At 70.1% G+C, this 12917-nt stretch carries 18 protein-coding genes; 15 read left to right on the forward strand and 3 right to left on the reverse strand.

The genetic code is table 11. From position 1 onward, the window contains the following. Positions 1 to 102: 102 nt before the first annotated feature. Both ACZ45Q_RS05380 and ACZ45Q_RS05385 read left to right on the forward strand, forming a co-directional pair. Positions 103 to 1344: a PP2C family protein-serine/threonine phosphatase gene (locus tag ACZ45Q_RS05380; protein ID WP_468255192.1), complete on the forward strand. Its 1242-nt coding sequence runs from the start codon at positions 103 to 105 to the stop codon at positions 1342 to 1344. A 53-nt stretch (positions 1345 to 1397) separates the two neighbouring features. Continuing rightward, entirely contained in the window at positions 1398 to 1853 is a 456-nt protein-coding gene (locus ACZ45Q_RS05385; protein WP_468255195.1) for an HD domain-containing protein, read from the forward strand. A gap of 50 nt (positions 1854 to 1903) precedes the next feature. Here ACZ45Q_RS05385 and ACZ45Q_RS05390 read toward each other — a convergent pair whose 3' ends face one another. Further along, positions 1904 to 3124 carry an acyltransferase family protein gene (locus ACZ45Q_RS05390; protein ID WP_468255198.1) on the reverse strand — a complete coding sequence of 407 codons (1221 nt, stop codon included), beginning with the start codon at positions 3122 to 3124 and terminating at the stop codon, positions 1904 to 1906. A 644-nt stretch (positions 3125 to 3768) separates the two neighbouring features. On the opposite strand from ACZ45Q_RS05390, the gene ACZ45Q_RS05395 reads away from it, so the two are divergent. The 4 genes from ACZ45Q_RS05395 to ACZ45Q_RS05410 all read left to right on the forward strand — a co-directional run bounded on the left by ACZ45Q_RS05395 (position 3769) and on the right by ACZ45Q_RS05410 (position 6311). Further along, positions 3769 to 3963, forward strand: a complete 195-nt coding sequence (locus ACZ45Q_RS05395) for a hypothetical protein (RefSeq protein ID WP_468255200.1) — start codon at positions 3769 to 3771, stop codon at positions 3961 to 3963. Positions 3964 to 4280: 317 nt separating this feature from the next. Further along, positions 4281 to 5105 (forward strand): hypothetical protein, encoded by an 825-nt coding sequence (locus tag ACZ45Q_RS05400; protein ID WP_468255203.1) that lies wholly within the window; start codon positions 4281 to 4283, stop codon positions 5103 to 5105. Beyond that, positions 5102 to 5332, forward strand: a complete 231-nt coding sequence (locus ACZ45Q_RS05405) for a hypothetical protein (RefSeq protein WP_468255206.1) — start codon at positions 5102 to 5104, stop codon at positions 5330 to 5332. The genes ACZ45Q_RS05400 and ACZ45Q_RS05405 overlap by 4 nt, the downstream gene beginning before the upstream one ends. 427 nt (positions 5333 to 5759) lie before the next feature. Further along, positions 5760 to 6311 (forward strand): HD domain-containing protein, encoded by a 552-nt coding sequence (locus ACZ45Q_RS05410; RefSeq protein WP_468255209.1) that lies wholly within the window; start codon positions 5760 to 5762, stop codon positions 6309 to 6311. Here the strand turns inward: ACZ45Q_RS05410 and ACZ45Q_RS05415 are convergent. After that, entirely contained in the window at positions 6308 to 6778 is a 471-nt protein-coding gene (locus ACZ45Q_RS05415; RefSeq protein WP_468255212.1) for an NUDIX hydrolase, read from the reverse strand. The genes ACZ45Q_RS05410 and ACZ45Q_RS05415 overlap by 4 nt on opposite strands. 47 nt (positions 6779 to 6825) lie before the next feature. Continuing rightward, the gene (locus tag ACZ45Q_RS05420; protein WP_468255215.1) at positions 6826 to 7557 is read right to left on the reverse strand and encodes an XRE family transcriptional regulator; all 732 of its coding nucleotides are present in this window, start codon (positions 7555 to 7557) and stop codon (positions 6826 to 6828) included. Positions 7558 to 7714: 157 nt separating this feature from the next. On the opposite strand from ACZ45Q_RS05420, the gene ACZ45Q_RS05425 reads away from it, so the two are divergent. The 9 genes from ACZ45Q_RS05425 (at position 7715) to repSA (ending at position 12917) form a co-directional block, all read left to right on the forward strand. Continuing rightward, positions 7715 to 8071: an SCO3933 family regulatory protein gene (locus ACZ45Q_RS05425; protein ID WP_468255218.1), complete on the forward strand. Its 357-nt coding sequence runs from the start codon at positions 7715 to 7717 to the stop codon at positions 8069 to 8071. 2 nt (positions 8072 to 8073) lie between these two features. Continuing rightward, a complete protein-coding gene (locus ACZ45Q_RS05430; protein WP_468255222.1) occupies positions 8074 to 9429 on the forward strand; it encodes an FtsK/SpoIIIE domain-containing protein in 1356 nt (451 codons plus the stop codon). Positions 9430 to 9442: 13 nt separating this feature from the next. Further along, positions 9443 to 9862, forward strand: coding sequence for a DUF4326 domain-containing protein (locus tag ACZ45Q_RS05435; protein WP_468255225.1), 420 nt, complete (start codon positions 9443 to 9445; stop codon positions 9860 to 9862). Between the two features lie 5 nt (positions 9863 to 9867). Then, a complete protein-coding gene (locus ACZ45Q_RS05440; RefSeq protein ID WP_468255228.1) occupies positions 9868 to 10536 on the forward strand; it encodes a DUF2637 domain-containing protein in 669 nt (222 codons plus the stop codon). A 21-nt stretch (positions 10537 to 10557) separates the two neighbouring features. Beyond that, a complete protein-coding gene (locus tag ACZ45Q_RS05445) occupies positions 10558 to 10749 on the forward strand; it encodes a mobile element transfer protein (RefSeq protein WP_189414978.1) in 192 nt (63 codons plus the stop codon). A gap of 12 nt (positions 10750 to 10761) precedes the next feature. After that, positions 10762 to 10917, forward strand: a complete 156-nt coding sequence (locus ACZ45Q_RS05450) for a hypothetical protein (protein WP_468255230.1) — start codon at positions 10762 to 10764, stop codon at positions 10915 to 10917. A 20-nt stretch (positions 10918 to 10937) separates the two neighbouring features. Then, positions 10938 to 11255 carry a SpdD-like protein gene (locus ACZ45Q_RS05455; RefSeq protein ID WP_468255233.1) on the forward strand — a complete coding sequence of 106 codons (318 nt, stop codon included), beginning with the start codon at positions 10938 to 10940 and terminating at the stop codon, positions 11253 to 11255. Positions 11256 to 11347: 92 nt separating this feature from the next. Continuing rightward, positions 11348 to 11527, forward strand: a complete 180-nt coding sequence (locus ACZ45Q_RS05460; protein ID WP_468255353.1) for a hypothetical protein — start codon at positions 11348 to 11350, stop codon at positions 11525 to 11527. A 4-nt stretch (positions 11528 to 11531) separates the two neighbouring features. After that, a complete protein-coding gene (gene repSA / locus ACZ45Q_RS05465; RefSeq protein ID WP_468255236.1) occupies positions 11532 to 12917 on the forward strand; it encodes a replication initiator protein RepSA in 1386 nt (461 codons plus the stop codon).

Genomic DNA, 12917 nt, shown 5'->3' on the forward strand with positions numbered 1-12917 from the left:
GGCGGCCCGCCGTGAAGTTGACTGCGGAGTCAGGCCTCCAACGGGGGACAAGTGGGACCTCCCGTGCCAAGCGACTGCTCCGATGGATAGGGTCCCGAACTGATGGCAGCAGGACGACAGCGGCGCGCGGCGGCCGAGACGTTCCCGGCCCGGTTGAAGAAGCAGTGGCACCGGGCCCGCGTCGGCGTGCGCCGAGCCGCCGTCGACTACTTCCGCGGCGACGGCTCCGACTGGATCGCCCTGGCCGGCCTGCTGCTGATGATCCCCCTGATCGCGGCCGCCACGCTGGCCAACTCGGTCTGGGTGGCCCCGTCCGCCCTGGTCCTGCCGATCGTCGCCGGCGGCCTGCTGCTGCGCCCCGCCAGCCTGCTCGGCCTCTACGCGGCGGCGGCCACGGCCCTGATCGTGGAGTCCATACAACTCGGCCCCTACACCGAGGGACCCTCCCGGGTCACCCCCGGCGTCGTCCTGGTGGTCGCGGCCTGCGGCTTCTTCGGCCTGCTGCTCGCCCAGTTCCGCAGCCGGGTCGGCGTGCCCTGGCGGCGCGGCGGCACCATGCTCTTCGACCTGCGCGAACGCATCCGCGTCCAGAGCAAGCTGCCCAAGCTGCCGACCGGCTGGCACCGGGAGATGGCACTGCGCCCGGCCGGCGGCCAGTCGTTCTCCGGCGACTTCGTGGTCGCGGCCCGCACCAACGGCGGGCGGACGCTGGAGGTGGTCCTCACCGACGTCTCCGGCAAGGGCATGGACGCGGGCTCACGCGCCCTGCTGCTGTCCGGCGCCTTCGGCGGCCTCCTGGGCAGCCTGCCGCCGCACGCCTTCCTCCCGGCCGCCAACGGCTACCTGCTCCGCCAGGACTGGGACGAGGGCTTCGCCACCTCCATCCACCTGGTCCTGGACCTCGACTCCGGCGACTACGAGCTGTACTCCGCCGGGCACCCGCCGGGCCTCCAGCTCAGCGCGGGCAGCGGACGCTGGGAGCAGAAGGCGGCCGAGGGGCCGCTGCTGGGTGTGTACGACGGCGCCCAGTTCGACCCGGTCAAGGGCTCGCTGCGCCCGGGAGACGTACTGATGCTCTTCACCGACGGCCTGGTGGAGACCTCCGACCGGGACATCGTCGAGGGCATCGACCGGCTCACCGGCGAGGCCGACCGCTATGTCGCCGGCGGCTTCCACGGAGCCGCCTGGCACCTGATCGAGGCGGTCGCCAAGGACGTCAACGACGACCGGGCGCTGCTGCTGATCTGCCGGGAGGGCCCCACCGCCCAGGCCCAGGCACAGGCGCAGGCCCGGGCGGAAGCCCGCGCGCAGGAGAGGTCCCCGAGCCGCTCCTCGGCCCGTTGAGGCAGCCGCCCCTCGGCCGGTCGAGGCAGCCGCCCCCTTGGCACACTGAGGGCGTGACCGACGTACCCCTGCTGACCCTGACCGAAGTGGCGGCCACCGCCCGCGCCGCCCACGCGGGCCGGACGGACAAGGCCGGACGCCCGTACGCCGAGCACCTCGCGGCCGTCGCCGAGGGCGTCCGCCGGCGTGGCGGGGACGCCGAGCAGATCGCGGCGGCCTGGCTGCACGACGCCGTCGAGGACGACGCCCTCAGCGAGCGGTGGCTGCGCGACGCCGCCCTGAGCCGCCGTACGAAGGACATCGTGCTGGCGGTCACCAAGCGGGCGGGCGAGTCCCCCGAGGCGTACGCCGCCCGCATCCTCGCCACCCCCGGCGCGCTGCTGGTGAAGGAGGCCGACCTCGCGCACAACGCCGACCCGGACCGGCTGGCGGTCCTGGACGCGGCCACCCGCACACGACTGACCGAGAAGTACGCCCGGATGCGCGCACTTCTCGGTCTGGAGGGCTGACGAGGCGCCCCGGCCGCGGCCTCTCCGGCCGGACCGGGCACCTTCTCCGGCTAGACCGGCACCTTCTCGCCGGACTCGCGCTCCCTGCTCTCCGCCGTGCCGGTCCCGTCGCGCTCCCGCTGCTCACGCCCCCCGGGCGTCTTGCCGGTCCCGCCCGGATCGCGCCGGAAGGCCCACTCCATCCGGGGCTCGACCACGCCCTTCAGGGCCCACCGGACGGGCTTGGTGCACAACAGGGTCATGATCACGGCGGCGAGGACGGTCACCGCGATCTCACCGAGCGGCTGGTCCAGCGCGGGGTTCTCGAACCAGCCGAGGTACAGGGCCTCCTTCACCAGGAAGCCGTGCAGCAGGTAGCCGTAGACGGTGCCCGCGCCGAGTGCCGTGAACCACGTCCGCCGGCTGGGGACCCAGGCGAAGAAGCACGCGCTGAGCACCACGGAGCAGCCGAAGAGGGCCAGGGTCACGACCGGGCCGGTCCACCAGGGGGCGCCGCTGTCCTGCGCGGCGGCGTTGCGCCAGAACCAGGGCATGTTCATGCGGGACACCGACCACCAGGCGACGGCCAGCGCCGCCAGGACCACCGGCACGGACAGGATCCGCACCGAGCGGCGCCGCACCATCTCGAAGTGCTCCGGCCGCAGCAGCAGACCCAGCACGAAGCACGGCAGGAACTGAAGCACCCGCTGCATGTTCAGGTCGTTGCCGATCGTGGGCGTCATGGAGGCCAGCGCCGCGATGCCCAGCGCGATCGGCAGCGGCCAGCGGACCGTCTTCCAGACGGGGGTGGTCAGCCGCCAGACGAACAGCGCGGCCAGGAACCACATGAGGTACGTGGGGTCCAGCAGGCTGATGTCGTAGTCGCGGTCGCCGTCGCCGTAGCGGCGGTGCAGGGTGTACGCCGTCTCGAAGACGACGTAGGGCAGGACGACCCCGGTCAGCAGCCGCTTGACGCGCTTGGGGCTCAGGTCGAAGCTGCGCGAGAAGTAGCCGGAGATGATGATGAACGCCGGCATGTGGAACGTGTACACGACCCGGTACAGGGCTTCCACCGTGTGGTTGCCGGCCAGCAGCTGCCCCCAGGTGTGCCCCACGCCGACCAGCACGATCGCCAGGAACTTCGCGTTGTCGAAGAACGCGTCCCGGCCGTTCGGCGGGTTGTGTCTCCGCTCCTGCGGCGTGGGCCGCGGGCTCGGCACCCCGGACACCGAGGACTCGGCGGCGGGGAGCGGCGTACTGCGGTGGCCATGCGGTCGCAGCGAGTTCGTCATGGACCCTCCCGCCGGGGAAGCGGTGAGCAGATCCGGAACCTCGCTGCGCTTACGGGGGACGTGGCAGCGTTGAACATCTGAGGCACCCTAGCGTTGTGCGTGCTATTCCGTAAAACGCCTGGCGCCGAACCCGGCGCCGATTTGCATATCACTCCCGAGTACCCGCTATTTACGGGAACTTGACCCGCCGGCAGATGTGACGGTCCCCACGCCATCGGCTGGTCGGGGCGCCCCCCTTGTCATGACAGTTCACGACTGGCCACCCCATAAGCCCGGCGAGCGACTCTGGCGAAATGTCTGATTCGCTGGTGTTTCCGTGGCCGTTGGCGGGCTGTCCCGTGTAGCTGCCCCCACAATTCGAAATGCCTGCGAACGTGTTGTGTGGGCATGGAAACGAAGTGATCGAATTCCCCGTCCGTGTGGCACGTCGAATTTCTGTGCGGGGCGGGCTCGTCGGATTCCCTTCCTCCTGCCGGAGCAGGGGGACGCCCGGGGATGCGGAACCGGCGCCGTACGGACTCGGCCAAACGTTGCGTCACCTGCCGCATGGCGCGGGCGCGTTGGTGGCACGATGGTTCTGGCGGGGGTGTGCGGGGCTGCATCCCCGGGCCGGGAGAGCGGACCGACCGAGGGTGTGATCAGTTGTGGCCATTTCACTGTCAGTGGTGCTGCTGTTGGCGATCATCCTGGTGGTGCTCCTGAGGGGAGGCTCCCTCAAGGCCGGCCCCGCGATCGTCGCCGTCCTGTTCGGCTTCTTCCTCGCCTCGACCGGCATGGCGCCGTCGATCAACCGCTTCCTGGACTCCATAGCGGACACGATCAACTCGATCAGCTTCTAGCGGTCCCGCCCCCGGCCCCGCGCCCGCGCACGGGGCCCCGCACACGCGTGGGGCCCGGCTCCCTTGCGGAACCGGGCCCCACGGCCGAACAGAGCGGGCGACGGGAATCGAACCCGCGTAGCCAGTTTGGAAGATCGCGTATGCGGATGCGCCCTGAGCTGGCAGTTCGGTGACCTGCCGCTTCTCAGGCCGGCCGCCGTTGCTCCCCGTGATTCCCCGGTGTTCCTCGCTTCTGCGGGCACGTGAGGGGCACGAGCATCCGCTAGATCCATCGAAGCGCACGCGCGGTCAGCTCCGCTGGATGCTAGAACTTCAGCATGGCACTGCCCTTCAGCAAGTCGCAGATCACCCGCCTTGGCGAGCGCCTCGTCAAGTCGAGTGAGCCGAGTGACGAAGATCTCACAGCGCTGAGCCAGTTGCTTCTTGCCTACGACGACACCTTGGCCTCGGCCTTGGAGGTTGTCCGGGGCCTGGGTTTTGATCCCACGAGCCGAGTGAAGAACACTGGAACGATCTTGGAGAAGCTGGCGCGGCATGGCGGTTCCTGGCTCAAGAGCATCCAGGATCTTGCTGGGATGCGGATCGTGCTGGACGGTGACAGGGCGAGCCAAGACGAGGCGGTGCGAGCGATCGCTCTAGCCTTCGGCTCGGCTGAGCGCGAGCCAAAAATCATCGATCGTCGGTCCGAGCCCAGCCAGGGCTATCGGGCAGTGCATGTGATCGTGTATCCCGACGGTATCCCTGTCGAGGTCCAGGTCAGGACCCAGTGGCAGCATGAGTGGGCTGACATGTTCGAAAAGCTCGCAGACTTGATCGGGCGGGGCATTCGCTACGGTGAGCCCCCTGCGCACTGGTGGGATGCTGTTGCGCATGTGGCCGACGGCAAGACGTTGGAGCAGGCGGCCACCCTCCGTGAGCTCTACGACGCCTCGTACCGCTGGCACGAGGCTCTTGCGAAGAGTGCCGTAGCACTCAGTGACCTTATCGACGCCCTTGAGGAAGCTGAGGTCTCAGGAGTGGGCAAGGATGAGGTACAGGGGCTATGGGATGACGTTCGTGAAGACCTTGCCGAGTTTCGTGAGCGTATGAGCGGTATGACACCTGTGTCAGAGCGGGGTGATCTTGGTACCGTGGGCCCATGACTAACGTTCTCGTTGTGTATGACCGCTCGGCCGGTCGCTTGCTGCATGAGCAGGAGTTTGAGCACAGGCGAGAAGCGTTCACGGCACGCTTTGAGGCTGAGAGGCGATATCGCGATCATGGGAACGTTGAGGTCGTGGTGCTAAGCGCGAAGAGCCGCGCTGACCTGCTCCGTACCCATGCTCGCTACTTTCTCAGCCTGGATGAACTCGCTGCTCGGATGGCTTGAGTGCGTGTCCTCGTTGCCGTTGCCTGGGTTCCCTAGGTCGGCGGAACGGCTTTGGGCTGGAGCTGCTTTGGGGCGAGTGATCATGGCCCCGTAAGCTTCCGGCGCGTCGGGCAGTCTGTGGACCTGCCCGCTAAAGCACGACGTTGGGGCCATGATCTTAGAGGCTCGCCCCAAAGTGGCTGCCTAAAGCCGTGGAGCCGGCCGCCCCAGCCACAGCGGGTCTTCCCTCCTTCGCCCGCATGCACGCGCGCGCCGCCGGGCGCGGCCAGCCGGGGCGAAGACAGGAGGCGGGCCGCGCCGCAGAGGCGGCGCGCACCCGCGCCGTGCGCGGGCTTGATGAAGTAGGGAAAGTCTTACCGCGCTCTGGCTCCCGGCTGATCACTCTCGGGGTGTCGGCTACGCCCCTCTCTGGGCTACGGTGCGATCTATGCCCTCTGGACTGGACACGCCCCACGGCGCGGCCGAACTGGCCGAGTCGCTGTTGCCTCCGCTCGGGAACCGCTGGCTGCACACACAGGCGGTGGCTGCTCGCGCGCGTGAAGCCTCCGCGGCCGTGTCCGAACAGGACCGTGATCTTCTCGTCGCCGCGGCCTGGCTGCATGACATCGGCTACGCCCCGGAGCTGCGGCAGACCGGGTTCCACCCGCTCGACGGTGCCCGCCACCTTGAGGCGCTCGGGGCACCTGCCCGGCTCGTGTGTCTCGTCGCCCACCACTCCGGCGCCGTGTACGAGGCAGAGCAGCGCGGATTGACTGCTGAGCTGGATGTGTACGAGCGGGAGGACTCTCCCGTGCTGGATGCGTTGATCTACGCGGACATGACGACCGGCCCCGCCGGGCAGTCCTTCGACTTCGACCGTCGTATTGATGAGATCTTGGAGCGGTACGAGCCGGGCAGCGAAGTGCACAACGCGATCAGCAAGGCGCGCCCGTATCTGGGTGCCGCTGTCGAACGGACACGCTCTCGCCTCGGCGGTTAGCCGATGTAGGGATCGGGCCGGCCGCTGAGCCCTCGATCGATCCGCATCCGCATCGACGGGTGGATGTTCAGCTCGTCCAGCCGACTGGGGTGGACGAACGCCACCTCCTTGCTCTCGCTGCTCGTGCGCAGCTCGCCGCCGATGATGCGGGCCCGGAAGCAGATCGAGAACTGCTGGCGTACCTCACCGTCGTCGTAGGCCATGACGTGGGCCGGATTGGTGTAGATGCCGACCAGTCCCGTGACCTCGACGTCGAAGCCGGTCTCTTCCTTGGTCTCCCGTACCGCGGCGTCAGGGGCTGACTCGCCGACGTCGACCCCGCCGCCCGGCAGTGCCCACAGGTCGTTGTCCGTCTTGTGGATGAGCAACACTTCCCCGGCATCGTTGAGCGCCACTGCGGTGACCGAGGGGACGATGCTGTTCGCCTTCGGGGCGTTCGGATCGTTGAAGTAGTCGACTCGGGCCATGAGCCAAGCCTTACACGCTCCGTCGGCGGGCGGCGCAGCGCGCCTTCCTACTCCGGCCGGCCGCGCTCCCATGCGTAGTCGAAGCTCCGCATGTAGTGCCGGAAGGTCCGGGCCCCGGGGATGTAGCGGAAGTGCAGCACCGGGTTCTGTCCTGCTGGGGCTCCGAGCACGTGAGGGTTCACCAGTACGTCGTCATCGAACCGGTAGATCGAGTTGTAGAGGATCGTGTCGTGCAGCCTGACCTCGACACCGGGCGTGGTCATCGCCGGTTGGAGGTACCGCCGGGTGATCCGTGCGCGTGCGGCCAGATCGCCGCCGATCCCTTCCTCTTCGCCGCGCTGGCGGACCATCTCCGAGTCCGGGTCACCGAGCAGGACGCGGATCTGCGCCCCGGCCTTGGCCTTCTCTGCGAGTTGGTCCGGAAGGTCCGGGTGGCTGTCGAAGAGGAACAGCCCCGCGTACACGAGGATGTCGACCTGGTCCTTCGCCTTCTCGATCAGCGATGACCACAGGGTCGCCGGCACCGCTCCTCGATGCGGGTAGTACGTGATCAGCTCGGAAGTGCTGGCCGTTTCGGCCTGCTTCTGAACGGCGGGCCAGATGTAGACCTCATCGACGCCCAGGAAGTTGGCCGCCTTCCAGCGGTGTCCCCGGTGCGGCGTGCGGTCCGTCGTGATCCAGCGCTCCACCGTCTTGGGGTCGACCCCGACGTGCTGTGCCACGGACTGGATGGTCTCGCCCTTCGATGAAATCGCCGCGCGCAGACGCTCGTTCGCCATCACGTGCCCTTCCCTGGGACGCCGTAGGGACGTTTTGACGATAGCTCAGACGTCCCTAAACGTCCATACAGGCCGTGATGCGTCCACTACCTCTCGCGGTCTCCTGATCTCACCGCCGAACGGCGGCTTCAACTCCCGCCAGATCAGGAGACAGACGATGCGTCAGATCCCCGTCGACACCTCCGCCGCCACCGTGATGGTGGCTCAGCCCCCGCAGCCCAAGGTGAAGGACCGCCGTACCGGTGAGCGCGCGATGGACGCCGAGACCGGATCCGCCCTGTCGACCGTCGATGTGATGTTCGCGGCCAACGGTGAGGTCGAGATCCTGTCGGTGACCGTCCCCGAGTCCGGTATCTCGGGTGAGCTGGCCATGGGTACTCCGGTCGCGCTGACGGGCCTGATCGCCCGGCCGTGGGAGAACGAGTTCAACGGCCAGAAGCGGCACGGCATCGCCTTCCGCGCGGTCGCGGTGACCTCCCTCGCCGCCGGCGCCTCGCAGCCGAAGGCGGCCTGACCGTGACCGGCTTCACTGTCACCCTGGTGCTGGTCGTCGCCACTGCGGGTCTCCTGCGGTGGCGGCGCCCGGCCTGGTACTGGCTGACCTTCGGAGTCACCTTGGCTCTGCTGCGGGTCCTGGTCCGCTACGGCTCGGTGATGGACGCCTGCGGGCTGACGGTCCCGGCCCCTCGCTGGCGACTGGCCGTGGCCCGGGTGACCAACCGGCCCGTTCCCGGGCCTCGTGCCCCGCGCATCCTGCGGGTGCGGCCGACGCGGACCGGGCTCGTCCTGCGGATCAAGCTCCGCCCGGGTCAGGACGCCTTCGACGTGGCCGCCTCGTGTGACCGGCTGCGGCACTCCTTCGCCATGTATGGCGTCACCTCCCGTGAGCTGCGCTCCGGCGTGGTCGAGCTGCGGATGACCGGCTACGACGTGCTCAAGCGGGTGCAGATGCCGGGCAAGGTCGACACACGCCCGATGCGGGTTCCGGTCGCCCTGCGCGAGGACGGAGCCGTGCACTACCGCGACTACCGGGCCGTGCCCCACGGGCTCACCCTTGGGGCCACGGAGTCCGGCAAGTCCGTCTATCAACGCAACCTGGTGGCCGCGCTGGCTCCGCAACGGGTCGCCCTGGTCGGCATCGACTGCAAACAGGGGGTCGAGCTGTTCCCGCTGGCCCGCCGGTTCTCCGCGCTCGCCGACAACCCGGACACCGCCGCCGAACTCCTCGACGCGCTCGTGTCCCACATGGAGGACGTCTACCAGCTCATCCGGGCCGAGCAGCGGATCACCGCCGACGTGCCGGACGCGGAGATCGCCGCCGACATCTGGTCCCTGCCCGAGGACCTGCGCCCGGTGCCGATCGTGGTCCTGGTCGACGAGGTCGCCGAACTCGCCCTCTACGCGACCCGCGACGAGGAGAAGCGCCGCGACCGGATCATCACCGCTCTGGCCCGGCTCGTCCAGCTCGGCCGCGCCGCCGGCATCTACCTGGAGATCTGCGGACAGCGCTTCGGCTCCGAACTCGGCAAGGGCATCACCATGCTCCGCGCCCAGCTCACCGGCCGCACCGCGCACCGCGTCAACGACGAATCGTCGGCGAACATGGCCTTCGGCGACATCGCCCCGGACGCCGTGCTGGCCGCGATCCAGATCCCCACCGACACCCCCGGCATCGCCATCACCGGCGACTCGTCCGGCGGCTGGGCCCGCATCCGCGCCCCGCACACCTCGCTGCGCCAGGCCGTGAACCTCTGCAACCGGCACGCAGACCTCACCCCGGACCTCCCCGCCCTCTCCCCGTTTCGCCCCGCCCTCGGTGCCCCGAGGCCGGTCCCGGTTCCGGCTGTCGAGTCGGCCCCGGCTGCTGCTTAAGGAGGTGATGACCGTGGCCAAGCGATTCCAGCTCCGCCGCACGGCCGGATGGCGCAAGCCGCCCGGGGGCGTGGTCGTGGCCCGGCCGGGCAAGTGGGGCAACCCCTACCCGGTTGCCGAGCACGGCCGCATCCGCGCCGTCCAGCTCTACCACGCACACCTCGCCGAGAACCCCGATCTGATCGACACGGCCCGCCGTGAGCTTGCCGGGCGTGATCTGGGCTGCTGGTGCCCGTTGGACGTTCCCTGTCACGCGGACGTGCTGCTCTACCTCGCCAACTCCGAGCCGCCCACCTGCCCGGACTGCGACGGCACCGGTGAGATCACCGAAGCCGTGCGGGTCGGCGCCCGTAAGAACTGTGTCACTGCTGCCCGCCAGGGTGCCGTGTGTCTCACCTGCTGGGGCACCGGACACAGCCCCGAAGCGAGGTGACGACCGTGCTTCGATCGTTCCGCCTCGACGCCGTTCTGGTGCAGGCCGTGATCGCCGGTGCCCTGTCCTTCGCTCACCTGCATGACCTGGCTGCCGCTGCCGGACAGGACGGCTGGAAGGCCTGGGCCTACCCGATCAGCGTCGACCTGCTCCTGGTCGCCGCCTGGCGCCGACTCCGCACTGACGGCCCGTCCCGGCTGGCCTGGTGCTGGTTCCTGATCGCCTTGGTGGCCTCGCTTGGCGCCAACGTGGCCACGGCCGGCTTCCTCGACCTGGAAGACCCGCCCGCCCTGCTCCGCCTCGGCGTCGCCGGCTGGCCCGCCCTCGCCTTCCTCGGCGGCACCCTGCTCGCCCACGCACCCGGCCACCCCCCGGCTCCGCCCGCGCCCGCCGCCCAAGACCCGGACCCGGCAGTAGAGCGCGAACCGGAGCCCGTGAGCGAGCCGGGCCCGGCCGTCACACCTCCCGAGGAGACCCCCGCCCTCCCGGTCGCCGAACCGGCCCCGGTCGAGCCGCCGGCCGTTCAGGTCCCGGCCGCACTGGTCGACCACGCCCGCAAGGTCGCCGCCGACCACGAACAGCGGACGGGGTCCCGGATCGACACTGACACCCTTCGCGCCCGCCTCGGCGTCCCGCCGCACATGGCCGACGCCATCGCCGCCCAACTCACTTGATCCGAGAGGAGATCACCGACCATGCCTGCCCGCGACTTCTTCCACTCCGTGATGCGGATCGGCCCGGTGCAGATCGGCACCCACCGCGACCGCCACGGCCAGACCAAGCACGCCGCCGTGTGCAGCAACGACGGCTGCGGCTGGTCCGCCGACTACACCAGCCAGTCCGCCGCCCAGCTCGCCGCCCGCACCCACCGCTGCAAGGTCCGCTAGGAGGCCACCGCCATGGATGTCCCGCTCTGGCTCGCCCTGCTGGTCGTCGGAGCCCTCGGCGTCAAGCTCATCCGCCCGCCCTGGTGGCTGGTCGCCGTGCTCCTCCTCGGCGGCTACCTCCTCGCCGACAGCCTGCTGGCCCCCGTCATCGACCCCGCGGTCAAGTAACCAGCGAAGGAGAACCGTTCATGTTCCGGCCCAAGTTCCCGACCATGCCCCAGCCCACCGGCACGGTCACCCCGCCCGCCGTCATCGAACCGACCACGATCACGCCGGGAACCCCGACCACGCCGCCGGCACCCGTCGCCCCGGCACAGTCCCGCCCGGTCGTGCAGCTCACGCCCGGCACGGTGCTGGCCCTCGTCGGCGGCGGCACCGCCGTGGTCCTGGTCGTCGGCGCGGTCCTGGTCTCGATGCTCCTGGCGGTCGCCATCACCGGCGCCTCGGTCGCCGTCTGCGCTGTCGTCCTGCGCTCCCTGCTCACCGCCGACGCCAAGCGCCGCTGACGGCCCCCGGAGCGGCGTCTACCGCCAAGTTTCGACCGCTCCGGGTGCCTTCCCACCTTCCAGATCCACCGGACCCGAAAGGCACGCCCATGATGCCCCAGCACGCCCCGACCGCGCGCATCTGCCGCGGCTGCGACGGCTTCGCGACCGTCGCCATCACCACCGGCACCCGCCACCCGGACGGCACCCGCGCCACCCTCCGCGTGGCCTGCCCCACTTGCCGGGGCACCGGCCACACCACCCCCGCCGCCGTCGCCCGGGCCGGGAGGTAACCGCGTGACCGACACCGCCACCCCGGCGGGCCTGGACCCGATCACCCTCGGCGATCTGCTGCGGGTGGCCGGGTCCCCCGGCTTCGACCGCTGGCAAGACCAGATCAAGCGCACCGGCGGCTGCGCCGACCCCGTCCACCTGCGCGGCTGGGTCTTCCACAAGGACAAGACCACCGGCGAAACCCTGTACCACTACACCACGGAGCACGAGCCGGGCGGGCGTCTCCGCGTCGCCTGCGGCAACCGCCGAGCCTCCCGCTGTCCCGCCTGCGCCTGGACCTACGCCGGCGACACCTACCACCTGATCCGCGCCGGCCTCGCCGGGGACGACCGCCGGGACATCCCCGCCACCGTCCGCGACCACCCCCGCGTCTTCGCCACGCTCACCGCGCCGTCGTTCGGCCCGGTCCACAACCGGCCCGACCGAGGCGTCTGCCGCTGCGGCGTCCGCCATGCCCCGGACGCCCCGGAGCTGGGCACCGCCCTCGACCCGGAGACGTACGACTACGCGGGCGCCGTGCTGTTCAACAACCACGCCGGACAGCTCTGGCAGCGCTTCACCACCCGGCTCCGCCGCGAGATCGCCGCCCGCGCCTGCCTCACCCAACGGGAACTACGCGAGTGCGCCCGGCTCTCCTACGGCAAGGTCGCCGAGTTCCAGAAGCGCGGTGCTGTGCACTTCCACGCCGTGATCCGCCTCGACGGACCCGACGGACCCGACAGCCCTCCGCCGTCCTGGGCCACCGTGAACCTCCTTGCCGACGCAATCCGCGCAGCTGCGGCCCATTCCTACACCTCGATCTCCGTCCCGGCCGCCGAAGACCAACCGGCCCGGACCTTCCGCTGGGGCACCCAGCTCGACGTACGCCCCGTGAAGGCCTTCGGCGACGGCTCGGACATCACCGAACAGGCCGTCGCCTCCTACGTCGCCAAGTACGCCACCAAGGCCGCCGAAAACACCGGCACCCTGGACCGCCGCATCGGCGAACTCGCGGAACTCGACCGCCACGGCGTCCCCGACCACACCCGCCGACTGATCACCGCCTGCCGCGACCTCGACCCTCTCTACCCGGACCGCCGCCTGTGGGCCTGGGCGCACATGCTCGGCTTCCGCGGCCACTTCTCCAGCAAGAGCCGCCGCTACTCCACCACCCTCGGCGCCCTCCGCCAGGCCCGCGCCGACTACCGCGCCGCACAGGAACACGCCGCCCTCGGCCTGGACGACCGCGAGCCGGACACCGTCCTCGTCCTCGCCGACTGGCAGTACGCCGGCCACGGCCACACCCCCGGGGAATCGGCGCTCGCCGCCACCATCGCCCGGGACGTTCAGCTCAACCGCGAAACCGCCCGTGAAGCCCTGCAGGACCTCGACACCCAAGGGGAGGACTGA

This window comes from Streptomyces sp. NPDC031049, assembly GCF_055571015.1.

Bases quoted from the DNA above. Each gene is read 5' to 3' on its own strand.
- ACZ45Q_RS05390 (WP_468255198.1), bottom strand. From the start codon at position 3,124: ATGACGAACTCGCTGCGACCGCATGGCCACCGCAGTACGCCGCTCCCC.
- ACZ45Q_RS05380 (WP_468255192.1), top strand. From the start codon at position 103: ATGGCAGCAGGACGACAGCGGCGCGCGGCGGCCGAGACGTTCCCGGCC.
- ACZ45Q_RS05445 (WP_189414978.1), top strand. From the start codon at position 10,558: ATGCCTGCCCGCGACTTCTTCCACTCCGTGATGCGGATCGGCCCGGTG.
- ACZ45Q_RS05460 (WP_468255353.1), top strand. From the start codon at position 11,348: ATGCCCCAGCACGCCCCGACCGCGCGCATCTGCCGCGGCTGCGACGGC.
- ACZ45Q_RS05415 (WP_468255212.1), bottom strand. From the start codon at position 6,778: ATGGCCCGAGTCGACTACTTCAACGATCCGAACGCCCCGAAGGCGAAC.
- ACZ45Q_RS05400 (WP_468255203.1), top strand. From the start codon at position 4,281: ATGGCACTGCCCTTCAGCAAGTCGCAGATCACCCGCCTTGGCGAGCGC.
- ACZ45Q_RS05425 (WP_468255218.1), top strand. From the start codon at position 7,715: ATGCGTCAGATCCCCGTCGACACCTCCGCCGCCACCGTGATGGTGGCT.
- ACZ45Q_RS05455 (WP_468255233.1), top strand. From the start codon at position 10,938: ATGTTCCGGCCCAAGTTCCCGACCATGCCCCAGCCCACCGGCACGGTC.
- ACZ45Q_RS05420 (WP_468255215.1), bottom strand. From the start codon at position 7,557: ATGGCGAACGAGCGTCTGCGCGCGGCGATTTCATCGAAGGGCGAGACC.
- ACZ45Q_RS05410 (WP_468255209.1), top strand. From the start codon at position 5,760: ATGCCCTCTGGACTGGACACGCCCCACGGCGCGGCCGAACTGGCCGAG.
- ACZ45Q_RS05405 (WP_468255206.1), top strand. From the start codon at position 5,102: ATGACTAACGTTCTCGTTGTGTATGACCGCTCGGCCGGTCGCTTGCTG.
- ACZ45Q_RS05450 (WP_468255230.1), top strand. From the start codon at position 10,762: ATGGATGTCCCGCTCTGGCTCGCCCTGCTGGTCGTCGGAGCCCTCGGC.